Source organism: Aquirufa antheringensis (genome assembly GCF_004307425.1).
In the GTDB taxonomy this organism is placed as follows: Bacteria; Bacteroidota; Bacteroidia; order Cytophagales; family Spirosomataceae; genus Aquirufa; species Aquirufa antheringensis.
On the sequence record NZ_SEWZ01000005.1, the window covers coordinates 45,427 to 70,263 of the forward strand.

Annotated in this window: 27 protein-coding genes; 11 read left to right on the forward strand and 16 right to left on the reverse strand. The window is 43.5% G+C overall.

Translation table 11 applies throughout. The features are described 5' to 3' along the window. The first annotated feature begins 43 nt into the window (after positions 1-43). From dinB to EWU21_RS10930, 5 genes are all read left to right on the forward strand, one after another. Entirely contained in the window at positions 44-1,279 is a 1,236-nt protein-coding gene (gene dinB, locus EWU21_RS10910; RefSeq protein ID WP_130897000.1) for a DNA polymerase IV, read from the forward strand. Next, complete coding sequence (locus EWU21_RS10915) at positions 1,280-4,198, forward strand: DNA polymerase III subunit alpha (protein ID WP_130897001.1); 2,919 nt, start codon at positions 1,280-1,282, stop codon at positions 4,196-4,198. Positions 4,199-4,457: 259 nt separating this feature from the next. Next, positions 4,458-4,964, forward strand: a complete 507-nt coding sequence (msrB, locus tag EWU21_RS10920) for a peptide-methionine (R)-S-oxide reductase MsrB (protein ID WP_130897002.1) — start codon at positions 4,458-4,460, stop codon at positions 4,962-4,964. 114 nt (positions 4,965-5,078) lie between these two features. Next, on the forward strand, positions 5,079-5,645 hold the full coding sequence (locus EWU21_RS10925) for a Crp/Fnr family transcriptional regulator (protein WP_130897003.1): 567 nt from the start codon (positions 5,079-5,081) through the stop codon (positions 5,643-5,645). Between the two features lie 63 nt (positions 5,646-5,708). Continuing rightward, positions 5,709-6,905, forward strand: a complete 1,197-nt coding sequence (locus tag EWU21_RS10930) for an MFS transporter (RefSeq protein WP_130897004.1) — start codon at positions 5,709-5,711, stop codon at positions 6,903-6,905. Between the two features lie 221 nt (positions 6,906-7,126). Here EWU21_RS10930 and EWU21_RS10935 read toward each other — a convergent pair whose 3' ends face one another. The 3 genes from EWU21_RS10935 to EWU21_RS10945 form a co-directional block, all read right to left on the reverse strand. After that, on the reverse strand, positions 7,127-7,834 hold the full coding sequence (locus EWU21_RS10935) for a thioredoxin domain-containing protein (RefSeq protein WP_130897005.1): 708 nt from the start codon (positions 7,832-7,834) through the stop codon (positions 7,127-7,129). Beyond that, complete coding sequence (trxA, locus tag EWU21_RS10940; protein ID WP_130897006.1) at positions 7,831-8,130, reverse strand: thioredoxin; 300 nt, start codon at positions 8,128-8,130, stop codon at positions 7,831-7,833. Before trxA ends, EWU21_RS10935 begins: the two co-directional genes overlap by 4 nt. 143 nt (positions 8,131-8,273) lie before the next feature. Next, the gene (locus tag EWU21_RS10945) at positions 8,274-8,579 is read right to left on the reverse strand and encodes a rhodanese-like domain-containing protein (RefSeq protein ID WP_130897007.1); all 306 of its coding nucleotides are present in this window, start codon (positions 8,577-8,579) and stop codon (positions 8,274-8,276) included. 314 nt (positions 8,580-8,893) lie between these two features. On the opposite strand from EWU21_RS10945, the gene EWU21_RS10950 reads away from it, so the two are divergent. Beyond that, positions 8,894-9,181, forward strand: coding sequence for a DUF202 domain-containing protein (locus EWU21_RS10950; RefSeq protein ID WP_130897008.1), 288 nt, complete (start codon positions 8,894-8,896; stop codon positions 9,179-9,181). Here EWU21_RS10950 and EWU21_RS10955 read toward each other — a convergent pair. Next, positions 9,176-9,772 carry a class I SAM-dependent methyltransferase gene (locus tag EWU21_RS10955; RefSeq protein ID WP_130897009.1) on the reverse strand — a complete coding sequence of 199 codons (597 nt, stop codon included), beginning with the start codon at positions 9,770-9,772 and terminating at the stop codon, positions 9,176-9,178. The genes EWU21_RS10950 and EWU21_RS10955 overlap by 6 nt on opposite strands. A gap of 35 nt (positions 9,773-9,807) precedes the next feature. On the opposite strand from EWU21_RS10955, the gene EWU21_RS10960 reads away from it, so the two are divergent. After that, positions 9,808-10,212 carry a DsrE family protein gene (locus tag EWU21_RS10960; RefSeq protein ID WP_130897010.1) on the forward strand — a complete coding sequence of 135 codons (405 nt, stop codon included), beginning with the start codon at positions 9,808-9,810 and terminating at the stop codon, positions 10,210-10,212. Between the two features lie 33 nt (positions 10,213-10,245). Here the strand turns inward: EWU21_RS10960 and EWU21_RS10965 are convergent, their stop codons facing one another. After that, on the reverse strand, positions 10,246-11,436 hold the full coding sequence (locus EWU21_RS10965; RefSeq protein ID WP_130897011.1) for an NAD(P)/FAD-dependent oxidoreductase: 1,191 nt from the start codon (positions 11,434-11,436) through the stop codon (positions 10,246-10,248). A 143-nt stretch (positions 11,437-11,579) separates the two neighbouring features. Between EWU21_RS10965 and EWU21_RS10970 the strand changes: the two genes are divergently transcribed. The 3 genes from EWU21_RS10970 (at position 11,580) to EWU21_RS10980 (ending at position 15,051) form a co-directional block, all read left to right on the forward strand. Beyond that, entirely contained in the window at positions 11,580-12,236 is a 657-nt protein-coding gene (locus EWU21_RS10970; RefSeq protein ID WP_130897012.1) for a DUF2202 domain-containing protein, read from the forward strand. A gap of 89 nt (positions 12,237-12,325) precedes the next feature. Further along, positions 12,326-13,372 carry a c-type cytochrome gene (locus EWU21_RS10975; RefSeq protein WP_130897013.1) on the forward strand — a complete coding sequence of 349 codons (1,047 nt, stop codon included), beginning with the start codon at positions 12,326-12,328 and terminating at the stop codon, positions 13,370-13,372. Between the two features lie 5 nt (positions 13,373-13,377). Further along, positions 13,378-15,051 carry a bifunctional metallophosphatase/5'-nucleotidase gene (locus EWU21_RS10980; RefSeq protein ID WP_130897014.1) on the forward strand — a complete coding sequence of 558 codons (1,674 nt, stop codon included), beginning with the start codon at positions 13,378-13,380 and terminating at the stop codon, positions 15,049-15,051. 182 nt (positions 15,052-15,233) lie between these two features. Here EWU21_RS10980 and EWU21_RS10985 read toward each other — a convergent pair whose 3' ends face one another. From EWU21_RS10985 to EWU21_RS11030, 10 genes are all read right to left on the reverse strand, one after another. Further along, positions 15,234-15,680 carry a DUF6691 family protein gene (locus EWU21_RS10985; protein WP_236633223.1) on the reverse strand — a complete coding sequence of 149 codons (447 nt, stop codon included), beginning with the start codon at positions 15,678-15,680 and terminating at the stop codon, positions 15,234-15,236. Positions 15,681-15,748: 68 nt separating this feature from the next. After that, entirely contained in the window at positions 15,749-16,309 is a 561-nt protein-coding gene (locus tag EWU21_RS10990; RefSeq protein ID WP_130897016.1) for a YeeE/YedE family protein, read from the reverse strand. A 137-nt stretch (positions 16,310-16,446) separates the two neighbouring features. Next, on the reverse strand, positions 16,447-16,665 hold the full coding sequence (locus EWU21_RS10995; protein WP_130897017.1) for a hypothetical protein: 219 nt from the start codon (positions 16,663-16,665) through the stop codon (positions 16,447-16,449). Continuing rightward, complete coding sequence (locus EWU21_RS11000; RefSeq protein ID WP_130897018.1) at positions 16,643-16,885, reverse strand: hypothetical protein; 243 nt, start codon at positions 16,883-16,885, stop codon at positions 16,643-16,645. Before EWU21_RS11000 ends, EWU21_RS10995 begins: the two co-directional genes overlap by 23 nt. Before the next feature lies 1 nt (position 16,886). Further along, complete coding sequence (locus EWU21_RS11005; RefSeq protein WP_130897019.1) at positions 16,887-17,159, reverse strand: rhodanese-like domain-containing protein; 273 nt, start codon at positions 17,157-17,159, stop codon at positions 16,887-16,889. A gap of 2 nt (positions 17,160-17,161) precedes the next feature. Next, positions 17,162-18,580 carry an MBL fold metallo-hydrolase gene (locus EWU21_RS11010; protein ID WP_130897020.1) on the reverse strand — a complete coding sequence of 473 codons (1,419 nt, stop codon included), beginning with the start codon at positions 18,578-18,580 and terminating at the stop codon, positions 17,162-17,164. 32 nt (positions 18,581-18,612) lie between these two features. Next, positions 18,613-19,434, reverse strand: coding sequence for a sulfite exporter TauE/SafE family protein (locus EWU21_RS11015; RefSeq protein WP_130897021.1), 822 nt, complete (start codon positions 19,432-19,434; stop codon positions 18,613-18,615). Positions 19,435-19,524: 90 nt separating this feature from the next. Continuing rightward, positions 19,525-20,934 carry a hypothetical protein gene (locus EWU21_RS11020; protein ID WP_130897022.1) on the reverse strand — a complete coding sequence of 470 codons (1,410 nt, stop codon included), beginning with the start codon at positions 20,932-20,934 and terminating at the stop codon, positions 19,525-19,527. A 58-nt stretch (positions 20,935-20,992) separates the two neighbouring features. Further along, positions 20,993-21,616, reverse strand: a complete 624-nt coding sequence (locus EWU21_RS11025) for a Crp/Fnr family transcriptional regulator (protein WP_130897023.1) — start codon at positions 21,614-21,616, stop codon at positions 20,993-20,995. A gap of 1 nt (position 21,617) precedes the next feature. Then, a complete protein-coding gene (locus EWU21_RS11030) occupies positions 21,618-22,652 on the reverse strand; it encodes a Gfo/Idh/MocA family oxidoreductase (protein ID WP_130897024.1) in 1,035 nt (344 codons plus the stop codon). A 47-nt stretch (positions 22,653-22,699) separates the two neighbouring features. Here EWU21_RS11030 and EWU21_RS11035 point away from each other — a divergent pair, with 47 nt between their 5' ends. Further along, positions 22,700-23,710 carry a glycoside hydrolase family 43 protein gene (locus tag EWU21_RS11035; RefSeq protein ID WP_236633222.1) on the forward strand — a complete coding sequence of 337 codons (1,011 nt, stop codon included), beginning with the start codon at positions 22,700-22,702 and terminating at the stop codon, positions 23,708-23,710. A 49-nt stretch (positions 23,711-23,759) separates the two neighbouring features. Here EWU21_RS11035 and EWU21_RS11040 read toward each other — a convergent pair whose 3' ends face one another. Next, positions 23,760-24,752 carry a sugar phosphate isomerase/epimerase family protein gene (locus EWU21_RS11040; protein WP_130897026.1) on the reverse strand — a complete coding sequence of 331 codons (993 nt, stop codon included), beginning with the start codon at positions 24,750-24,752 and terminating at the stop codon, positions 23,760-23,762. Positions 24,753-24,837 lie beyond the last annotated feature (85 nt).

The window sequence follows — 24,837 nt, forward strand, 5'->3', positions numbered from 1 at the left end:
AGTTACGAAAGGTATTCAAAATACCCAAATATCTACCAATTTTATGCAGGAGCGCGCGATTGTGCACATGGATTTAGACAGTTTCTTTGTCTCGGTAGAGCGACTCCGAGATACCCGACTCGTGGGCCAGCCGGTCATTGTGGGCGGCGGTTCGGATCGAGGCGTGGTGGCGGCGTGTAGTTATGAGACGCGGGCTTTTGGGGTGCGTTCTGCGATGCCCATGAAGATGGCGCTGAAATTGTGTCCGGATGCGATTGTGTTAAGGGGTGATTACGAGGCGTATGTGCAGCATTCGGAGATGGTGACCTCGCTGATTATGGAGCGGGCGCCTTTGGTGGAGAAAGCCTCGATTGATGAGTTTTATTTAGATATGACGGGGATGGAGCGCTTTTTTGGCTCCTATGCTTTTGCCCAGGATTTGCGGGATCGGATTAAAAAGCAGATTGGATTACAGATGTCGTTTGGTTTATCGGTGAATAAGACGGTGTCCAAAGTCGCGACGAATCACGTCAAGCCCGCCGGGGAGTTTCACGTGCCAGCAGGGCAGGAGAAAGCCTTTTTAGCGCCGATGACGGTGAACAAGATCCCGATGATCGGTGCCGTCACGGCCCAAACCCTGCGTAATATGGGCATCGTCCACGTAGGAACGCTTAGTCAAATGCCACAGCGGGTATTAGAGCGAACCTTTGGGAAGTCGGGGACGATGCTTTGGGAAAGAGCTAATGGCATTGATTTACGTCCCGTGGTGCCTTATTCCGAGCAGAAGTCCTTGTCTAAAGAGATAACGTTTGAGCAGGATAGCACGGATGTAATTTTATTACGGCGGATTCTGGGTTCGCTGACCGAGCAGCTGAGCTATGATTTGCGCAAGCTGGGGCAATGTACGTCCTGTATTACGGTGAAGGTGCGTTACTCGAATTTTGACACCCATACCCGTCAAATCAGTATCCCCGCTTCCGCTAGCGACCACCGCCTGATTCCGGCGGTCTACGAATTGTTCGAGAAGCTGTATGACCGCAGGCTGTTGATTCGGCTGATCGGGGTGCGATTCTCCAAACTGTTACAAGGGCAGGAGCAACTGAACCTGTTTGATGACGGGGCGAAGCTAGTGCCGCTGTACCAGGCGATGGATTCCCTGAAGAACCGCTACGGCGAGTTTTCCATCTTGCGTGCGAGCGGATTGATGGGGAGTGCCGAACGGAGGAATCGACTGCCTGCTGCTGTAGTATCTGCTGGTGCGACACTCGCTGGGGCGTCACACGCAAAAAACGACGAATAGATGTATTTGAACTGCCATTCTTACTACAGCTTGCGCTATGGTACGCTTTCGCCTGAGCAATTGGTTCAGGAGGCGAAGGCGCGCGGCATTACGTCGTTAGCCTTAACGGATATACATCGGAGTTCTGGTGTCTTTGATTTCGTGCAGGCGTGTCAGCAGGAGGGGATTAAGCCCGTGGTGGGGATGGAATTCGAGGCGGGTTATGTGTGTTTAGCGCGGAATGAGCGTGGTTTTTTGCAGATCAATGATTTTGCGACGAAGTATTTAGTGTCCAAAGAGCCCTGGCCAGAGCGACCTCCCGTTTCAGACGATGTGTGGACGATTTATCCGCTAGCCATGCGGAAAAAGATCAAGACGCTGGCTGGACCGCGGGAGCGCTGGGGCGTGCGGGCGAGTGACCGGAATTTGCTTTGGAAAGAAAAAGACCTGCGTGATTTTGTCTGGTGTCAGCCGTTTACCTTTCTGGATCAGCGTGGATTTTCGATGCACCGATTGCTGCGCGCGATCGATTTGAATACCTTATTGAGTAAACTTTCGCCTAAGGACCAGGCGCAGGCAGACGAACGTTTCTATACTCCTGCTGAAATAGCGGCTTCTTGTGCGGATTATCCGCAGCTATTAGCGGAGGCGGATCAGATTCTAGCCGATTGTAGTTTTAGCTTTGATTTTAAAAAGCCGAAGAATCGTTCGCTGTTTAGTTCTTCCAAAGAAGACGATTTAGCCCTCCTCACCAAGCTAGCTTACGAGGGTTTGCGGTATCGTTATCCGCGCGGGGATCGCGAGGCGAAGGCGCGGGTGGAGAAGGAATTGAAGATTATTCACGAGCTGGATTTTAATGCCTATTTCCTGATTACCTGGGATATCATTCGCTATGCGCGTTCTAGGGGCTATTTTCACGTGGGGCGTGGCTCTGGGGCGAATTCCATTGTGGCCTATTGTATCGGGATTACAGACGTGGATCCGGTCGAATTAGACCTCTATTTCGAGCGTTTCATCAACAAACACCGGACGAGTCCGCCGGATTTTGATATTGATTTCTCCTGGGATGAGCGCGATGACATTATCGATTATATCTTTAAGCGCTATGGGGCGAAGCACGTGTGTCTTCTGGCCACCTATGTGACGTTTCGGGATAAGTCGATTTACCGGGAATTGGCGAAGGTTTTTGGTCTTCCCAAAGCCGAAATAGACGCCTGGCTCGATCCCGCCACCGCCATGCGGGAGGTGACATCTGAAATACAGGCGCTGATCGTCAAATACGGCCAACTCTTGCTCGACTTCCCTAATTACCTCAGCATCCACGCGGGCGGCATCCTGATTTCGGATGCGCCTTTATCCGCTTACACGGCCTTGGAGGGAATGCCCAAAGGTTTCCCCATCTGCCAGTTCGATATGTACGTGGCGGAGGAGATCGGATTTGCGAAGTTTGATATTTTGTCCCAAAGAGGCCTCGGCCACATCAAAGAGTCCGTCGACATCATCCGAGCAAACCGGGGAGTTGATGTCGACGTGCACCGCGTCCAGGACTTTATGAAAGACGAAGGCGTACGAAAACAGCTGATGCGCCACGAGACGATGGGCTGCTTCTACATCGAATCGCCCGCGATGCGTTCGCTTTTAAAGAAGCTACGTTGCCAAGATTACATTACCCTAGTCGCCGCATCCTCCATCATTCGCCCCGGCGTTTCCTCATCCGGGATGATGAAGGCCTACATCGAGCGTTTCCACGCCCCGAATTCCTACGAGCCCGTGCACCCGCTGATGGGGGAGCTGATGAAGGAAACCTATGGCGTGATGGTGTACCAAGAAGATGTGATCAAGGTGGCTCACTATTTTGCCGGTTTGACTTTAGCGGAGGCCGATGTACTGCGCCGCGGGATGTCGGGTAAATACCGTTCTAGAGCTGAATTTGACCGCATTAGGCAGGCTTTTTTCGAGAATTGTGCCGCCAAAGGCTATCCAGAAGCCGTTTCACGCGAGGTGTGGAGGCAGATGGAAAGCTTTTCGGGCTATTCCTTTTCGAAAGCGCACTCGGCTTCTTTTGCCGTAGAAAGCTACCAAAGTCTCTATCTGAAGACCTATTACCCGCTCGAATTTATGGTGGCGGTGATCAACAATTTTGGTGGATTCTACCGCACCGAATTTTACGTGCATGAGGCAAGACGCTGTGGAGCAGAGGTGGAGGCACCGGAAATTAATGAGAGCGACTACCTAACCCGAATCGAAGGCAAGCGGATTTATTTGGGCTGGGTACATATCAAAGGCCTGGAGAAGCGGGTCATCCAAGAAATACTCGAGGCGCGGAGGCAGTCTGGGCCTTTCCGTTCTTGGGAGGATTTTGTGCACCGCGTGTCCATCGGGCTAGAGCAATCGATTTTGTTGATTCGCATAGGTGCCTTTCGCAACCTAGGTCAGGCCAAAAAGCCCCTATTATGGGAGGCGCACGCGCGTTTTCAAGGCAAAGTCTCTACGGTGGTCTCGATGGAGATGTTCGAGGAGCTTTCCCCTGACATCGGGGTTTTGCCGCCGCTTATCCACGAACCCGAGGAGGATGCTTTCGACCAATGGGAAATTCTCGGTTTTCCTCTCTGTTCGCCCTTTTTGTTGCTTGAGGAATTACCAGAGACCTTGTTGAATGCGGATTTGGTATTGCCTAAAGGCGATATCATCGGCTACCTCGTCACCTTAAAGTCCACCCGAACGAAACAGGGCGAACGAATGTATTTTGGCTACTTTGTGGACCTCCAAGGCGAGTTCTTTGATACGGTCCATTTCCCCTCCGACCTAAAGAACTATTCTTTCCGGGGCAGTGGAATTTATTGGATGCAGGGCGTGTCGATGGACGATTTTGGCCATAGAACCCTGCGCGTGCAACAATTGCGGAAGTTAGCGTGGCGGGTGGATCCGCGGTACGTCTAAAGCATAGAGCATAAAGCACAAAGAATAAAGAAGATTAGAGATAAGAGAGTATAGAGAGGAGAGGATGGTAAATGGTAAGTGGTGAATGGTAAATGTTTACTCCGGACTATCGACTAGTGACTCCCGACTAGCGACTATCGACTAAGTCCGTAGGACGACTAAACGACGCAGTCGTGACTAAATCGCGCAGCGATGACTGCCGCTTGCGGCGCGTAAACCTTTTTCCCTTATCTTGCGTTATGCTATAAATAATAATCACATGAAAAAGATGCTAGGATTAGTACTTTTGTTCGTAAGCCTGCAAGCTTGTGGACAAGAGCCCAAACAAACGCCTAAACAAACGATAGCAACTACAGCAACAAAGACGATGGAAAATTTGCCTAAGACGGAAGCCGAATGGAAGGCTAAATTGACAGAAGACGAGTATTATATTTTACGCCAAAAAGGTACCGAACGTCCCTATACTGGCAAATTCTTGATGCACACCGAGAAGGGAATGTATACTTGCAGAGGCTGCGGAGCCCCTCTTTTTAGCTCTGATTCTAAATTCGATTCACATTGCGGCTGGCCTAGTTTTGACAAGGAAGTGAAAGCAGGTGTGATCAAAGAAACCGTAGACAATACCTTAGGCATGCGCCGCACAGAAATTACCTGTGCAAAATGTGGAGGCCATTTAGGCCACGTTTTTGACGATGGCCCTACGGATACAGGATTACGCTATTGCGTTAATTCGGTGTCGATAGGGTTTGAAGCGGAAAAGAAATAAATTTCAAAGAGCAAAGTTCAAAGTTCAGAGTTGGAATCGCCTTTGGCGATACTATTTGAAATACTTAATTTAAATTCTTTGAACTTTGCTCTTTGAACTTTGATTACCGATACTATGTCCCCCATCATCCCCTATTTCCAGTCTATTTACCCTCTGAGCGCAGCTTCTCAAGAGGCATTGGCAGGTATTTGCCGGGAGATTCGTATTGCTAAAAACCAGGATTTGCAATCCATCGGCCAAACCTGCAAGACCCTTTATTTTTTGAAAAAGGGAATGGCTCGTATTTATTATATCAAAGACGGAACGGATGTGACAGAGGGCTTTTATGGCGAATTCAACTTGATTGCGCGGGCTGAAAGCCTTTTTGCGGGTAAGCCTAGTCAAAAAGGCATACAGGTTTTGGAGGATTCGGAGCTTTGGTCCATTGATACGTCCGCTTTAACTTCGCTGTACGAGGAGCACCGTGATATAGAACGCTTGTTCTCGAAATTGTTTGAAAAGGCCTATGTGGAGACTATACAACGGATAGAAAATTTGCAGTTTCATGCGGCAGAGGAACGCTACCATTTATTAGAGAAAGAGCAGCCTGAGGTATTAAAGAGGGCTCCATTGAAATTTATTGCTTCTTATCTGGGAATCACGCAGGTAAGTTTGAGTCGCATTCGCGCGAAGAAATCCTAATTTAACATTTGTTAAGTGCTTTTGGCGTTCATCTGAGCACCTTTGTGTCTAAATTTTACGCAAATGGAAGTTCGGTTCGGATTGAAAGAGAATTGGCAGCAGTTCAGTTTGTTGGTTTTAGTGAATGCCTTTGTGGGCGGGATGGTCGGACTTGAACGTTCCATTTTGCCTCAATTAGCGGCTCAGGAATTTCATATTGCCTCTCATTCAGCCATCTTTTCCTTTATCGTCGTTTTTGGTATTGTCAAAGCCTTAACAAATTACTTCGCTGGTCATTTTGCGAATACATTGGGCCGTAGACGTTTGTTGATTTACGGTTGGCTTTTTGCGATTCCCATTCCGTTCTTGTTGATGTGGGCGCCTACTTGGAATTGGATTGTGGCTGCTAATGTACTTTTGGGAATTAATCAGGGCCTCGCTTGGTCTAGTACCGTGACTATGAAAATCGATCTAGTGGGGGATAAGCAGCGGGGTTTAGCTATGGGAATTAATGAATTCGCGGGTTATTTATCTGTCGGTTTAGTGGCGCTTTTAACGGCCTGGATAGCGAATACATACGGAATTAGGCCTTATCCCTTTTATATCGGGATAGTATTTGTGTTTTTGGGCTTGTTGATTTCTTGGATTTGGGTGAAAGATACTCGGTCATTTGTCCAAAAAGCGGCCCAAGAAAGTTCCCTCCCTTTACTTAAAAATCCGTTTTGGGATACTTCTTTATTGCATCGAAATTTAGGAGCTATCTCTCAAGCAGGTCTTGTCAATAATCTGAACGATGGGATGATATGGGGGCTATTTCCCCTGTTATTAGCTACTAAAGGTTTTGATTTAGGCCAAATAGGGATGATTACGGCCATCTATCCCCTGGTTTGGGGCCTAGCGCAATTAGGGACAGGACGTTTATCTGATTTTATTTGCCAAAAAGATTTATTATTTATCGGCATGCTTCTCCAAGCCTTTGCCATATTAGGTCTTATTTGGGCTCAAACATTCGCCGCTTTTGCCATCCTATCCTTTGTGATAGGCGTAGGAACAGCGGTTGTCTATCCGACTTTTTTAGCATCCATTGCAGAAAACACACACCCAGCTGATCGAGCCGCTAGTTTAGGCACTTTTCGCCTGTGGCGCGATTTAGGCTATGCTTTTGGTGCTATTTTAACAGGTGTTTTAGCGGACTATTTCGAACTAGAAGTGAGTGTAATCGTCATTGGATTATTGACGTTGGGTTCCGCGGGGGTGATTAAGTGGAGAATGATGTGTTAATGATGATTCTTTTTTAAAATTGTGCTGCGCAATAATTTTCAAAAAAGAATCATCATTAACACCTGAATAGGGAGGGAAGATGGTAAGTTGTGAATGGTAAATGGTAAATGTTTTCTCCATGCTCTCTACTCTTTACTCCGGACTTAGTCTCGCAGCGACGACTTAGCCGAAGGCGACTAAATCGCGACGCGATGACTTAGTCGCGAAGCGACGTAAATGACTTAGTCGCGAAGCGACTTATCTAACTCCTCTTTCCCAATCAATCCCACGCTAGACCACGTCTTAACGCCATTCTTGTACATTTCTAGGTAGGGGATAGCTTCGATTTTCTTGGATTTTGCAAGCTCTTGGTTTTCGTCTACATCTATTTCAATCAGTTCGACTTTACCGTTTTGAGCTTTAACCCATTCTTTTAAGATAGGGCTTAATTGCTTGCAAGGGCCGCACCAAGTGGCATTGTAATCGATGATGACCATCGGTTTGCCTTTGATTTTTTCGGCAAAAGTAGCTTCTGTTAAACCGGCAGAACCTGCTTGTTTCGCTTCGCCAGTAGCGATGGGAAGATTAGCTGATTGCCAAGCTAACATACCTCCTGTTAAATTGACGATAGATTTGAATCCCATTTCTTGTAGCATTCCTGCGGCTGAAGCAGATCTTGCACCTGAAAGGCAGTAGACGAAAACAGTTTTGTCTTTATCTAAGCCTGAGGCAATTTGTTGGAAAGTCGCTGAGCTAACATCTGCGTTAAGTGCACCTTCGATGTGGCCTCCTTGGAATTCACCGGCCGTTCTGACATCTAAAATCTGAGCCTTTGATTCAGCTGTTAATGCTGTTTGGAATTCAGTCGCACCTAGGTCTTGTTGTCCCTCTTTTGGCCCACAAGAAAATAATAATCCAAGGATTAGTAATGAATATAATACGTTTCTCATTTTGAATGTTGTTTAATGATACCTTCCAAAGTACTCGCAGGAATTACCCCTGATTGACGCCAAACCGACTTACCATCCTTAAATAGGATCATCGTAGGTACGGAACGGATTTGGAATTTATCTGCTAAGGTACGATTCTTGTCGACATCGATTTTAATGATTTTGGCAGAATTACCAATTTTAGCCTTTAATTGTTCTAAAATAGGTTTTAATTGCTTGCATGGGCCGCACCATTCAGCTGAAAAATCAACTAAAACGGGTTCTGGCGATTTCAATAGGTCTGCGAATTTGCTCATAATTTGTTAGTTTCTAGTAATCAGTAGTCAGTCGCTGCGCGAGTCATCGCTGCGCGATTTAGTCGATAGTCGCTAGTCAATAGTCCGAGGGAAACATTTATCATTAACCATTTACCATTCATCATTTACCATTCCTTCTTTTTTTATGCTTTAAGTGAAGTCCACGGTCCTCCATTGTACACCTGCGTATAACCGGCAGCTTGCAACTGGCGGCGAGCCATTCCACTACGGCTTCCTGAGCGGCAACAAGTAATGATAACCTGATCTTTCTTTAATTTGTTCATATTAGAACCTAAAGTTTGCAAAGGTAAATTGATGGCGCCTTTGATGTGCCCATCTTTAAATTCTGCGGGAGTGCGAACATCGACTAATGTCGCACCATCCGCTAAAAGTGACTTGAAGTCAACCTTTGGACCAAAGCCAAATAAATTTTTAATTAAACCAATCATTATTTTTTCTGTTTAGTAATACAAATTTACGGTGAACCCTAGGCCTAATTCGTGATATTGGTCACCACCTAAAATAGTTTGAGTCTTGGGACTTAAGTCACGATTTAATTGAAGTTATCAGGGTAATTTTGCATATTGAATTTGGTAAACATTGGTCAAATTCTACATTTGAGTATCATACAAAAGTATTATTTTGGTTTAGAGGACATAGGAATAGAAAGGGCTTTTAGTTCTTTCTATTTTCTTTTATAAATGTAGAGTGGTCCAGGACCAAGAAAATTTGACTTCAATCACACCTTATTAAATCTATACTGATGAACAAAGACTTAATATTAAGAGAAAATTTAGCCATTCAGCGTACGATTATGGCTAATCAAACCACATTTTTATCTTTTATTCGAACCTCCATGTATTTTCTGGTAGCTGGCTTAAGTGTTCAAAATATTGTTCAATTTAACACGATTGGATGGGCGATTTACCTATTTTATGGGATGTCAATTTTAGGGCTTATTATAGGGGTGTTAAATTATTTTAGTCAAAAAAAACGAATAAAGGAAGCTAAGAAGATGGTGGGAAATGCGGCCAAAGCCTATGTTTTATAGTTTTTGACCCACCAATTGTACAACCTCTGCTAAACCCTGGTGAAGTGGACCTTCGTTTAATGTCCGTTGCTTCTCTTCGTTTACTAGAATTTGTAATCCAGGGAATTCGGCAGCAATAGTTGCAGTAGAAAATAACCATTCTGCGTTTTTAGGTCCTCCTGAACTTAAACCGAGTTGGCGCTGGTTAAATCCTTCTAAAATAAGTAAGCCGCCAGGTTTAAGCCACGAAACGCATTGCTTGTAAAAGTGTAATCGAGTCTCCAAGGGCAGATGGAAATAGGTTAAGGCAATGACGTCAAAAGATTCCAAAGGGAATTTTACCAGCGCGGCATCTGCCACTTTATAGTGGATCCGTATTTTTTCGGCTGAGGCTAATTTTTCCGCTTTTGCTTTCCCTTGTTCACTTAGGTCAAAGGCGTGGACTTCCCATCCTTTTTTGGCAGCAAAAACGGCATCTCGTCCCTCTCCAGCACCTGGAAATAAAATGCGGCTCGCGGGTAGGGGTGTGATTTGCTCTTTCATAAAATCATTTGGATTTATTCCATATTGGTATTCGTCCGCTTGATAACGCTCGTTCCACATTGCTTTCATTTGTAAAATTTGTAGTTTAGTAAAAAAAAATAATCATGAAAAAAACCTTACTGTTAACCTTATTTGTTGCTTTCATTTTTTTTGCAGCTAATGCTCAAACACACAAAGTGGTTGTGCAATTAAATACCTCGGATACCTTAGTTTGGCACGGAGCATTGAAAAATATTTCAAATCTTCAAACAGCACTAGGGCCTACTACGCAAATTGAATTAGTCGCTCATGGTTCTGGTATTGGTATCTTAATCGATGGCAAAACAACTCAAAAATCCAAAGTTGCAGAATTAGCTGCGTCAGGCGTTTTGTTCAAAGCCTGTGAAAATACCATTCGCGAACGTAAAATTGATCGCTCTACTATTTTAACACAAGCGGGCACTGTTCCCTCTGGTGTAGCTGAAGTAGTCCTTAAGCAGGAGGCCGGCTGGGCCTATCTCAAATATTAAATGGAAAGGCCGCCCTAACAGCGGCCTTTTTTCTTACATCTTTCCGGGTAGGATTTGATTCCAATACAAATAGGGGAGTAGGTATTTCTTCATTTGGTACATAGACCAGCGCTCTTTTGATTGATCCATCGGGAATGTTTCCATTGGGGTATTGTTATAATCGAATTCGGCCAAAACTAATTTATCATATCCTGTAATAATAGGACAAGAGGAATAACCATCATAGGAGGCTGACATCGATTTGCCCTTCATTACAGCCAGTAAATTGCTCACTAAAACGGGCGCTTGCTTACGAATAGCTGCTCCAGTTCTAGAAACGGGTAATGCAGCAGCATCTCCGCAAGCGAAAATATTTTTGAATGTAGCGTGTTGTAGGGTGTGTTTTTCTACATCGATCCAGCCGGCAGCATTTGCTAAAGGACTCTTTTTAATGAAGTCCGGTGCCGATTGTGGTGGGGTTACGTGAATCATATCGTATTCAACCCAGTATTCTTGGCCCTTATTCGCTTCGCCTATTCCCACAAATTTCGCTTTTTTATTAGGTCCATCAATCTCGTCTAACTTAACAAAGAATTGTGTATGTATACCGTATCGAGCAATAACGTTTTTTAAGGTGTTTTCATATTTTTCTACGCCAAAAACGCGCGTACCTCCACTCCAAAATTCCACCTGGCTATCAATGCCCTGTTTTTTGAAATAATCAGCAGCTAAGTACATAATCTTTTGAGGAGCACCACCGCACTTAATGGGGGTGTGTGGATTGGTGAAAATTGCCTTGCCGCCTCTAGTCTTCTGAATACATTCCCAGGTGTAAGGGGCTGTTTCGAAACTATAATTAGAGCAAACCCCATTTTTGCCTAGATTTTCTTTTAAGCCTTTTATCTCCCCCCAATTCAATTGGATCCCAGGAGCTGCCACTAAATAATCATAACCTACATCGGTTCCATCAGCTAGGGTAACCTTGTTCTCTTCTGGTTTAAAGCCCGAAACCATCTGTTGAATCCACGTGGTTCCGGCAGGGATGACCGATGCTTCATCGCGTTCTGTGTCTTGAATATTGAATTCTCCACCACCTACTAAGGTCCAAGCGGGTTGGTAATAATGTTTCTTTGCGCCATCGATGATGGCGATGTCTAAAGATGAATCTTTACGTAATAGTTGCGAGGCGATTGAAATACCGGCATTTCCTCCGCCAACGATGACAATATGGTGATGTGTTTTCATGGTTAACAGTCTAAGTTTATTCAAAAATAGCTCCTATTTTCTTGCTAAAAAGTGATAAAAGTCACATGTCTGTTTTCGTGAGTAATATCACGCTTAGGCAGTAAGAGGCACCCTACCTTTGAGAAAAATATAAATAATCTCATATGAAAAAGGTCCTATCGTTCGTTGCTGTTCTTGTCTTTTTAAGTAGTTGTGAAAAAGGAGGTCCTCTAGGGGATGATCAAGGCAATTCGTCTCAAAGTTTGTCCGCCATTCAAGCTACAGTCTCTAGTTTGCCTGTAGAACCATTAGACTCGGCTGAAAAGCAGCGTGTTTTGTTTATTCGAGAGGAGGAAAAGTTAGCCTACGATGTCTATCAAGCGATGTTTGATAAATATGGGGTTAAGATTTTTCAAAACATCCCCAATAGCGAATTGAGCCACATGGAGGCGATGTTAACGATTATAACTAAATACCAATTAGTCGATCCTATGGATAAAAATCCACGCGGCGTTTTTGCTAATGCAGATCTTCAATCACTGTATAATGCGCTAGTAAGCCAAGGAAATGGGAGCATATTAGCGGCCTATCAAGTGGGGGCAAAAATTGAGGAATTGGATATTTTTGATTTGAATAAATCCATTGCAGTAACTAATAATCAAGATGTTAAATTAGTGTATGATTTTTTAAACAAAGGTAGCCGCAACCACTTACGTTCTTTTTTCAAGAATTTGACAAATGCGGGAGGCACTTACACCCCTGTTTTTATTACCAAAGCCGAATTTGACGCAATCGTGACAACGCCTACTGAAAAAATGTAATCATTTATCGTAATAGTGACAAAAGTCACAGCGTTTATGCTGATTTATCTAGTCTTTTGTACGTTAATAGCTTTAAATATAGTACCTCTATGTCTAATACAAGTTCAAATTCAACTCAGCCAGGCTTATTACAAGTATTCCTTTATGCCTTATTAATTGCCCTGTTTGGTCTTTTGGGGTATTTAGGGTTCTCCCATGTTAGTACAGCTAGTGATGCCACTGATTCTACTCAAGTTTATGTGGAGCCAGATTCTAACTTTACTCATCTTTGGACGGCACCATCGGATTGGCGAATGATGTATCTAAAGCCAGAGGAGAAAGCACTAGTGGAATATGGTAAAGAGTTAATTGGCCACACATCTGATTATTTAGGGCCAAAGGGTTCTGTTAAGGCTATTTCCAATGGCATGAATTGCCAAAACTGCCACTTGAATGCAGGTACGCAACCTTGGGGAAATAATTATTTCGCGGTACAATCTACCTATCCTAAATTCAGAGCTCGTTCAGGGGCCATTGAAGATCAGGTTAAGCGGGTCAATGATTGTTTTGAACGTAGCTTAAATGGCCAGGCATTAGCGGCTGAAAGTAAGGAGATGCGGGCTATTTTGGCCTATATTAAATGGCTAGGCACGGATGTGAAGAAAGACAAGTCACCTAAAGGATCAGGGATTTTCAAATTAAAAGGCTTAAAACGCGCGATTGATCCCGCTAAAGGTGCGGAAGTTTACGCAGCTAAATGCCAGTCCTGTCATCAGGCAGATGGCGGTGGCGTGCTGGCTGAAAATGGGAAGTCGTATACTTATCCACCACTTTGGGGACCTCATAGTTATAATCATGGCGCTGGGCTTTACCGGATGTCGAATTTTGCTGGGTATGTGAAATACAACATGCCATTAGGAGCGAATTACGAGAAACCGCAGTTGACAGATGAGGAAGCTTGGGATTTAGCGGCTTATGTCAATTCCATGCCACGACCGGCTAAAGACTTAAGCAAGGACTGGCCAGATGTCGCGGGCAAGCCTTTTGACCATCCTTTTGGCCCTTATGCTGATCCTTTTACGGAAGAACAACATAAATATGGCCCATATAAGCCGATTAAAGAATGGATTGCGAAACACAAGAAGTCTAAAAAATAAACCGAATGAACTCTAGAAGAAAATTTTTACAAGGCGGAATACTGACGAGTGTGGCAGCGTTAACGCCTGTAGGCTTACAAGCTAAAAATGCAGAGAATACTACTTTATCAACAAAATCAATCGCTGGATCTGGTCAAATAACAATTCTCCAAACCACGGATGTGCACTGTCAATTGCATGCGCATGATGAATTGTTTTGGGAAAATAATGAGTTGACCTTTCGCAAGGCTGGAGGATACCCCCATATGGCCACCGCTTTACAGAAATTAAAGGAGAAAAATCCTCAGAATACCATCACGCTCGACACGGGAGACATGTTCCAAGGAAGTATGCTCTCTGTGAAAACAACGGGGCAGGCATTCGTTCCTTTGTTAAATGCGATGGATTATGATCTGTATTTACCAGGAAACTGGGAGGTTGTTTATTATAAAAAGAATATGCAGAAATTATTGGGTGGTTTATTAGCTCCCAAAATTTGCGCGAACATGTACCACGATTTAGGTGATGGAAAGAAAGGTGAACTGATCTTTCAACCCTACCAAATCATGCACCGCATGGGAATAAAGATCGGCTTCTTGGGCTATACAGACCCTTTAGTTCCTTTACGTCAATCCCCTTTGTATTCAAAAGGAATTATTTATACCAAACCAGAGGATAATCTGAAAGAATACGTGACGCTTTTGCGCGAGCAAGAGCAATGTGACTTTGTGATTATCTTATCTCACTTGGGTTTATCTCAGCAAATTGCCTTGGGCAATCATCCCGATTGCCAGGGAGTAGACTATATTTTTGGGGCAGATACGCATGAAAGGGTTCGTAAACCGATTCAAGCGGAATACACGAAGATTGTGGAGCCAGGAGCCTTTGGTTCGTTTATTGGCAAACTCGATATTCAAGTTAAGGATGGTAAAGTCCTAGGTTCTACCTATGAATTAGTGGAAGTCGATCCCATCAAATACCCCGCCGATCCAGCGATCAAAGCTTTAGTTCAAGACTTAGAGAAGCCGTACAAGGAAGAAATTAATAAAGTATTGGGCTATAGCACGGTCCCTCTTTACCGCAACTTTGTGGTAGAGAATACCATCGATACGATGATTGTAGATGCTTTAAAATGGAAAGTAAATGCGGATGTTGTTCTATCCAATGGATTCCGTTTTTGCCCTCCACGCGTCCCAGGAAAAGATGGGAAAGTAGCGATTACGGAGGGCTATTTATACGATATGTTACCGGTGGATAGTACTATCCGTACAGCGAAAGCATCTGGGCAACAGATTTTAGATTGGTTAGAAAAAGAGATGCAGAATGTGTTTGCCCAGGATGCTTCCAAACGTTTTGGTGGCTGGCTTATCCGTTTTAAAGGAATGCAAGTCGAATTCAAAGCTTTTGAGCGAGTAGGACATCGTGTACAAAAAGTGACCATTGCGGGCGCTGAATTAGATAAAAACCGGCTGTATACCTTGTGCGCTTGTGAGCGTGATGGCGATCCAGAAGATATGCTGTGCCGTATGAAAGGAGTAAAAGAGGCAACTAATACGGCCTATACTTTACACTCGATGATGAAGGAGTACTTAGCAAAATTCTCTCCCGTTACACCCATCTTACGCCACGATGCGAAGATATTAGACGGGCCACAAGATTTGTTGAGTCAAGTGACTGGGGTGGATTATACGTTTAGATAGGAGAGTAGAGAATATAGAGTAGAGAGTATAGATTATAGAGTAGAGATAGGGTGTTGATTAGGTTCGGCATCCTATTTTTGTGTTTAAGGGACATAAAAAAAGCTAGCATGCAGTTTGTGCTGATGCTAGCTTTTGAATTTGAGTGAAGTATCTCTACTCTATAATCTATACTCTCGTATCTCCTAATGCGGCAATTGATCTCTGAACTTACCATATACCCAAGTTCCCGCCGTTGCACTAAGAATAACGACTAGAATGACGATGGCACCTGAACCTACTTGTGCGAAAAGAGGACCTGGGCAAGCTCCAGTTAAAGCCCATCCTAGACCAAAAGTTAAGCCACCTATGATTTGGCCCTTATTAAACTTCTTGTCCGTAAAAGTAATTTCCTCTCCGTGTATGGTTTTAACCTTGAATTTCTTGATTAAAAATACAGAGATAGCTCCTACCACTACAGCCGTTCCGATCACCCCGTACATGTGGAAGCTTTGAAGGCGGAACATTTCTTGAATTCTGAACCAAGAGATGATTTCTGCTTTAATGAATACAATGCCAAAAATAACGCCAACTAGGCTATATTTTAGGTTATAGTACCAAGGGTGCTTTAATTCCGATTCATTTACACACATGGTGTCTAATGAACGTACTTCAAAATCAGCTGGATTTGTGTGTTGATTTGTCTTATTTTCCATGGGTATTATAAGTGTAAGATGAAGGGTAAAATGAAATTAGCCATAATAAAACCACCTATCATAAAGCAGATGGTAGCCACTAATGAGGGCCACTGTAAGTCAGATAGACCCATAATCGCATGTCCAGAAGTACATCCGCCTGCGTAACGCGCACCGAATCCAACTAGAAATCCGCCGCCTACCATCATAACTAGGCCACGAACAGTAAATAAGGATTCAAAAGAAAATAATTGGGCAGGTACCATGCCTGAGAAGTCCGTAATGCCATAACTCGCTAATTCCTGAGCTAAATCTGGATGTACAATAACGGCATCTCCTGATCCTAAATAAAGTGTTGAGATAATACCACCCACTAGAATACCTCCTACGAAGAAGAAATTCCAGGTTTCTTTTCTCCAATCATACTTGAAGAATGGGATATTGCTGGGTAAGCAGACAGCGCAGGCGTGACGTAAATTCGCTGAAATGCCAAAGTGCTTGTTGCCTAAAATCAATAAGGCCGGAACGATAAGTCCGATAATAATTCCTGCCGTGTACCAAGGCCAGGGTTGGGTAATTGTTTCCATTGTAAGGGTATTTAATTGTTAGTAATCAGTATTCAGTGAGCAGTGGGCAGTAGTCAGTGGCCAGTAGTCAGTCCGGAGGGAAATAGTCCGGAGGAAAAATTCAGCATTTACCATTTACCACTTACCATTCACCATCTCTATTCTTTGTGCTTTATTCTTTGTGCTCTAAATCCTGCCATCGTCCCCGTTACAAAATAAGCTAAAACGGCGAAATAAATAATGCTATTCAGGGGCTTACTGGTAATGGGGCAGGTGCCCGTAACACAACCAATTTCTTTCCAGTAGAAATATCCGGCAATTCCGCCCAAAAGTCCACCCAAGATCTGCCAACTCTTATTTTGAAAGAACTTCTTCATAATCAACGTCATCTGAATGAGTGGTTTTAGTGCGAGAGGTAGGTACACCACAACCTTGTGCGCCACAGCCTAGATTGAATAAGGCCATGCCTACAAGTACGGTGCCCATGATGCCAATCAGTACATCTGATGCACGAATAGCTTCAACAAGCGCATATCCACCTATGACTAGGCGGATAATGCGCATGAAACCCCAATTTTGTGTTAGGCTAGCTAGCATATTAGTTTTGGTAAATTAACATATCCTGTAATCCTCCGCCATTATACACCTCAGAGAGACCTGCTTGCTTTAACAAGTTCATCGCCATACCTGAACGATTACCGCTTCTGCAGTAAACGACAATGGGGCCGTTCATTGCTTTGAATTCATCTAATCGTAAGGGAATAATACCCAGAGGAATATTGATCGCGCCTTTATAGTGGCCACCAGCAAATTCACCTGTTTCTCTGACATCAACAACCGTAGTTGCTGGATTTGATAATAAATCTTCCATGATTATAAAAGGGTTGAAGGACATACATAATCAGACACTTGGAACTTACCTGACTCCTTGATCGCCTTGAAGCCACCATTAATATCAATTAAGTTATCGTATCCACGAGCTCTTAGGGTAGAGTTGAAAATCATCGAACGGTAACCACCTGCGCAGTGCACAAAGTAAGTCTTGTTTTTGTCGATTTTCAACATGCTATCATTGATGAAATCCAAAGGAGCATTTTCTACATCAATCACGTGCTCAGATAAATATTCTGAATTCTTACGAACGTCGATGATTTCACCTTCGCCTGCTTGTACGCGTTTGAATGCTTCAGCTGGTTCGATAGATTCGATTTGGTCAAACTCCTTACCTGCAGCTTTCCAAGACGCAAATCCACCTTTTAGATAGCCAATCGTGAAGTCATAACCCACACGCGCTAAACGTGTAATTACTTCTTCCTCGCGTCCCTCATCAGTGACTAACAAGATTTCTTGTTTGATGTCTGGAATCATAGCACCTACCCATGGAGCAAAAGATCCATCGATACCGATGTTAATCGAGTTAGGTACGAATCCAGCTGCGAAAGTTTGAGGATCACGTGTATCTAAGATTAACGCGCTCGTTTCGTTAGCTGCTGCTTCAAATCCTTCTGGACTTAAGGCATGTTGGCCGCGCTCTAATACTTTGTCAATTGAATCATATCCTTGAATATTCATCAAAACGTTCAAAGGGAAATAAGCTGGAGGTGCAACTAATCCTGTTAAAACCTCTTTTTTGAATGCTTCTCTTGTTAAAGCTGGATTCAATGCATAGTTGGTCTTCTTTTGGTTGCCCAATGTATCCGTTGTCTCTTTGCTCATGTTTTTACCGCATGCAGAACCCGCACCGTGCGCAGGATAGACGATGATATCATCTGCTAAAGGCATGATTTTGTTACGTAATGAATCGAATAAATGACCCGCTAAGATATCTTCTGTTAAGTCAGCCTTCACTTTTTGTGCCAAATCTGGACGACCTACATCACCGATGAATAAGGTGTCACCAGAGAACAAACTAGTCTCCTTGCCATTTTCATCGATCAAAAGGAAACAAGTGGATTCCATCGTGTGACCAGGTGTGTGAATCACACGGATGGTCGCATTTCCTAATGGGAATTCTTGGCCATCTGTCGCCGTGATACATTCGAATTGACAAGCAGCGTTTGGACCGTAAACGATAGGAGCGCCTGTTTTGGCAGATAAGTCAATGTGACCAGAAACGAAGTCAGCATGGAAGTGAGTTTCGAATACATACTTGATTTTAGCTCCGTTACGCTCTGCTTTCTCGATATAAGGTTGTACTTCACGAAGTGGATCGATAATCGCTGCTTCTCCGTTGTTCTCGATGTAATAAGCACCTTGTGCTAAACATCCAGTGTAAATTTGTTCTACTTTCATTTTCGTAATTATTATGCTGTGAATGTGTTTATTTATTTTAATGGGAAGGCTAATTGCTGGATCAGGATATAGATACCCATCACTAAAACAAACCATCCAAAACCTACTTTTAATTTATTTCCGTCTACTTTTTTACTAATGATATCGCCTAAGAAAATACCTACAATAGCAAGACCTGTAACGATTAACAATAAGTTCCAATCGATGACTTGGTGACCTAAATCTCCTGTAAATCCGATTAATGATTTAGCGGCGATGATCAATAGGGAAGTCCCTACTGCTTGTTTCATAGATAATTTAGAAAGCATGACTAAGGCTGGTATGATTAAGAATCCTCCGCCAGCACCTACTAAGCCGGTTAATGTACCTACTACAGCTCCTTCTAATAGGATCATTGGGTAGTTGAACACTTGCTCTTCTTCTACGTAAGTACCTAATTTTTCCTTTTCACACTGTTCGCATTTACCGCGAATCATGGAGATGGAAGCCGCTACCATTAGGATGGCAAATAAAACCATCATTAAAATGGATTTAGTTACCACGAAGTCTCCTAGTGTGAATACCTCTGAGGGGATCAGAGGAACAATGAATTTTCTAGTGGCATAAACGGCTGCGATGGATGGGATACCGAAAATGACAGCCGTTTTTACGTTGATTAAACCTTGCTTGTACTTAGGGAATGCGCCTACTAATGAACTAGCACCTACCACGAAAAGGGAATAAGCGGTTGCTAAAATGGGGTCAACTCCGAAAAGGTAAACTAATACGGGTACTGTTAAAATGGAACCACCACCGCCGATTAAGCCCAGTGAAATTCCGATAAGTAGGGAGGCGAAATAACCTATAATTTCCATGCGTTTATTATTGTTTTTTGTTGATACAAATTTGGAGCCATTTTTAGAGCTAATTCGTGATTTTTATCACAAGCCTAAAAAAAGTTTTCATCAAAAGTGAAAGTTTAAAATCAGGTTATAATTGCTCATATTGACCTTATTGATGATGTATTTTTCATTCTGGTAGGTTTCTCCTTGGTTTGCTTTGTGAACATATAAAGCCTGGATGTCTACACCTTCTAAGAAATCAGTAAACTCATAGGTAAGATCTAGATTCAATTGCGTGTAGCTAGGCAAGCCATATTTGTTCAACATATAGTTCTTTACATCTGGTAGTTGAAAATAGCCATAGCTGAGGCTAGCCTTTAGAGGAGCTTTGGCAAAAGCATAATTGACTTTCCCTACGTAGGCATTCACATCCCCAAAACCTTCATTTCGTTCCCGAGGCATAAAAGTATAAAAAGGATCACGTCCCCATTCACGCGGCATTAAATAACGGCCTTCAGCGGTGATGCGTGTATAATTAAGGGAAGTTTTCCAATTTCCGGTCTCATAACCTACCTTCGTACTAATCACACGTGAATGTTGATCAGGTGAAAAATAGGTTTTAGTAGGGTCTTCGTTTCCACCCTCGTTAACCGCGTGTTGTTGTGTGTATTGGACTCCAGCTACCCAAGCACCCCGTTTCAAATCCCATTGCAACATAGTCGTGTTGAATACATTATCCACATACACATTCCAAAGCTTAAGCGAGTTGCCTTGAGGCAATTGGTGTGTGTATCCTAGAAGATAGACCCCATTGGATTCAATATTCCCTTTGTAATTCCCTTTTGTCCCATTTACATTCGTGCCATTTGGGTAAATTCCAATAGACTCCCCTATACCATACCAATCCACCGTTCCGCGTGGAGAAATTTCATACAAGTATCCTCCCTCTAGTTTATTCTTTTTCCCTGGGAAAATCTCGCCAAACAATCCGCCTACCTCCGTAGGGCGCATTCTTCCATCTTGTAAATTGATGAATGGCGTATTAATGAGCTGTTTTCCTAAAGCAATGTGAGATTTTTTAAAGTTGTATTTCAGGTATAATTCTTCTAATCGATCTAAGTCGTGCTTGTTGGCTAAATTTTCCAGGTCGAATAGGGATGTTTCATAACGACTGACCGTTTGAGTGTAAGGGTCAATGTGGGTCATGTCGGATGAACCTACATTGTAGATAAAATAACCACCTACTCCGAATTGAAATCCTCTAAAGGAAGCTGTTTCATAAAAAAGTCCACCACCCATTGCATTTGCATGGGCGTCGGTTAAATGATCTTGATTCTCTGTGGCCATGAAAAAGTAGCGTAGATTACCGTGTACTTTTCCATGTTTAAAAGCGAATAATAAGGAAGTAGAATCCTCCGCGACACTTTTTTTACCTTTCCAAAGATGCGGAGGCGTATGAATTTCTTGGTGCTGAGCTACCAATGTAGCTGAAAATAAGAATAAGAATAGGATGAATAAGGCGTTTTTTTGCATGCTTTTGTATTTAGGCCTGCAAATTGCCGCTAAAATGGGACTTAGTCCGTGATGAAAATCACAGTCCCCTTAAATCCACAATCTCAATCTGGTTTTTATTGATTTTAATGTAGCCTTTCTCGGCTAACTTCTTCATCAAGCGAGAAATGACTTCGCGTGAAGAGTTTAATTCTTGGGCAATATCGGTGAAGGAAGCCTTTAAAATGTTTGTTTTTAAGCTTTTTTGATGCTGCTTTAGGTACCAAAGCAAGCGCTCATCCAGATTTCTAAACGCGATTTGATCTAAGGTGTCCAATAATTCTTCAAAGCGAGAACGGTAGGTCTCTAACACAAATTGGTACCAAGACTTGTATTTAGCGGCCCATTCGTCCATTAATTCTACTGGAATGGCGATGACTTCAGTGTCTACAAGGGCTTTGGCCATAATCTGAGAGGATAATTGTCTCGCCGCGCAAGTCATGGAAATGGCACAAGCCTCACCCGGATGCAGGTTGTACATAAAAACTTCGTTACCTTCCTCGTCTTCGCGGAATACTTTGATAATTCCTTTCGTTACCAAGACAGCTGAACGAATGGATTGTCCTGTTTTCATCAAGTAATCATCCGTTTTGAATTTACGAACGACACCGGCTTGTTGAATCTTTTTACTTAATTCAGGCTCAAATTGATTGAATAATTCCATTTTAATACGAGATAACTGCTTGTTTTTCTAGACTTTCATAGGCGGCATCGATGACACGCATACTGGCGATTCCATCTTCTCCAGGTACTGCTGGTACCGCTCCGTAACGCAAAGATTGGAAAACATTTTCATAGAATGCCATATACTCGCCTTTTTCAGAAGCAACGCGCTCTGGACTGCTTCCATCCACGTGTAAAAATCCGTATTCACTTGGAGCATCCACACCCCAATTTTCACCTATCGGAACGTGGCCTTTGTCTAAATCAACTTCTTGGCGATCGGAACGGGTTTTGATGAAACTGCCTTTCGTTCCGTGCAATTGGAAGGCAGGAATGGGTTCTTTGAAGTAATAACCACTTTTTAAGCGAACGCGTAAGGCTGGATAATACAACAGAATCTCGAACAAGTCGATGACCTCCGTACCTGGTCTTGTTTTGCGTAAATCGGCGAAAACGTGTGTAGGTTTTCCAAATAAGTGCAAAGCTTGATCGATTAAATGAGGCCCTAAATCGGTCACAATTCCAGCGCCGGGACCTGCCTCTTCTTTATGTCGTTTAGGAGACATCAATGGATTGTAGCGATCAAAGTGAAACTCAGCTTCGACGATATCGCCTAATACACCTGATTCGTGTACCTTTTTCAGCGTTAGGAAATCGGAATCCCAACGGCGGTTTTGGTAAACAAAAATCTTTTTATTCACTTCTTTCCCTAACGATACGAGCTTTTCTGCCTCAGCCGCGTTGCAAGTAAAGGCTTTCTCTACCACGATGTGCTTTCCGGCTTTCAAGGCGGCGGTAGCATATTCGAAATGCGAATAGATGGGGGTATTAACAATGACTAACTCGATCGAAGGGTCTGCTAATACGGCTTCCATTGAATCAAAAGAGGTGGAATCAGGATAGGCATTCTCAATCGTTTTCTTGGAGCGCTCCCAAGATCCTTGTAAATTAAATCCAGGATGTAACTGGATGAATGGGGCGTGAAAAACGCGGCCAGACATTCCAAAAGACAGTAAAGCGGTTTCGATCGGTTTCATAGAAGTAAAAATAAACAATTCAGACCTTTTAACATAAACCAATGAACATGAAAAAAATACTCGCTTTAAGCCTATTAAGTTTAACTGCGCTGGGGCAATCGAAACCATTGGTTTCGCATATGTTCACTGCAGATCCTTCGGCCCACCTATTTCAGGGCCAAATTTACATTTACCCTTCACATGACATCGATGCCGGAGTAAAGGAAGATGATTTAGGAAGTCACTTTGCGATGAACGATTACCACGTTTTATCACAAAAAACTCCCGAAAGTCCGGTGGTTGATCATGGGGTGGCTTTAAAGCTGGAAGATGTGGCTTGGGCCTCCAAGATGCTTTGGGCTCCAGATGCAGCAGAATCGAAAGGAACCTACTATTTGTATTTCCCAGCAAAGGACAAGGAGGGTGTTTTCCGCATTGGAGTTGCCTCCTCCTCTAAGCCAGAGGGCCCATTCAAAGCAGAGAAAGAGTTTATGAAAGGTTCGTTCAGTATCGATCCTTGTGTGTTTAAGGACAAAGATGGAACGTATTATCTGTATTTCGGAGGAATCTGGGGCGGTCAATTACAACGCTGGAAGTCTGGAAACTATGGCTCGACAGATGAGACGCAACCGGCCAATGGTCAGCCTGCCTTGATGGCCAAAGTAGCTCGTTTAGATGCAAACATGAAGCAAATGGCAGAGGCGCCACGCAATGTGCAGATTTTGGATGCAGCGGGTAAGGTTTTATTATCAGAGGATCACGATCGCCGTTTCTTCGAGGCTGCTTTCGTACATCAATACCAGGGGAAATACTATTTCTCATATTCCACGGGTGATACCCATAACATCGCTTATGCCACAGGAACTAGTCCTTATGGACCATTTACCTACCAAGGGGTTATCTTGAAGCCGGTGAAAGGATGGACGAACCACCATTCGATCGTAGAACAAAGTGGCAAATGGTATTTATATTACCACGATGTGGAAATCTCAGGCAAGACCCACCTTAGAAATATCAAAGTGACTGAGTTGAAATACCGACCGGATGGCAGTATTGAGACGATAGATGCGTATAAATAAAAAAAGGGGCGCTTCACATGGTGAGGCGCCCCTTTTACAAGCATATATATTAAGCTAGGATATTCTTAGCATACGCCACGCATTTCTTCACTTCTTCTACTGCCGTTGATCCTGCCGGAACTTCGTATTCTAGTTCAACTGTCGCAGGGAATTTATACTTATTTTTCTTCATTAACGTCAACAACTCTTTCAAAGGAGTGTCGCCATTGCCCCAAGCTAGGTTTCCAGCGCCATGTTCTTTCGATGTACGGTCTTTAATGTGCATGCTGGAGATGCGGTCGTGTTTCGCTTCAATAAACGCAATCAAAGAAGCGGTCGTGTGAGGAGCTCCCACGGCGATGTAGTGACCTGCATCTAGGTTGATGGAATTGTATTTGTTTTGGGCCAAAGCCTCATCATACACCGTATCTTTCACTTGTGTATGGGTATGGTAGCCAAAGTAAATCTTATGTTTTTCTCCTAAAGCCCCCAAACGTTGTGTCTGCGCAGCAGAGGGTAATTCTAAAGTAACCGATTTGGCCCCTAACACTTTAGCAGCGCGTAAAGCTGACTCCACCTCGGCATCTGAGTTTTTCTCGCCAAAGGCATTCGGCTTGTAGGCATGCACAGAGATACCCGCGTCATCAAGCATCTTGCGCACTTCCTTGAATTTATCCATGGAAACAGATTCGCGCCAAGCAGCCACCTCTTTTTGGTATTGTGCTAGTGCTGCCTTTTGTTCATCGGTTAAAGTAGGGCGGGGTTGACCAGGTGTCCAACGCATCGGTACCGGATTTGCCGGACGTCCTGCGTAATCTTCCACGGCATCTCCCATTAATTCAATGGCTGAAACGCCTGATTCTACGCAGTATTGGATGATTTGTTTGATGTCTCCCGGCATGCCGCGGAAAGAATACGTTATTGCACCTATTTGAACGCCTCCAAAAACAGAGTTTGGTTTCGCGAAACTAAAAGAGGAATTTGATGCCCACAAAAGGCCTAAAGTGGCGAGTGAGCCGGCCGCCAAAAACTGACGACGCGATGTGTTGTTGTTATTTTTCATAGGTAAGAATAGGTTTCTAAGTTCATTTTACGAATATATCCCGAAATTTATATCCTGCGGGTCAAATTTTGCGACGAAATCCCAC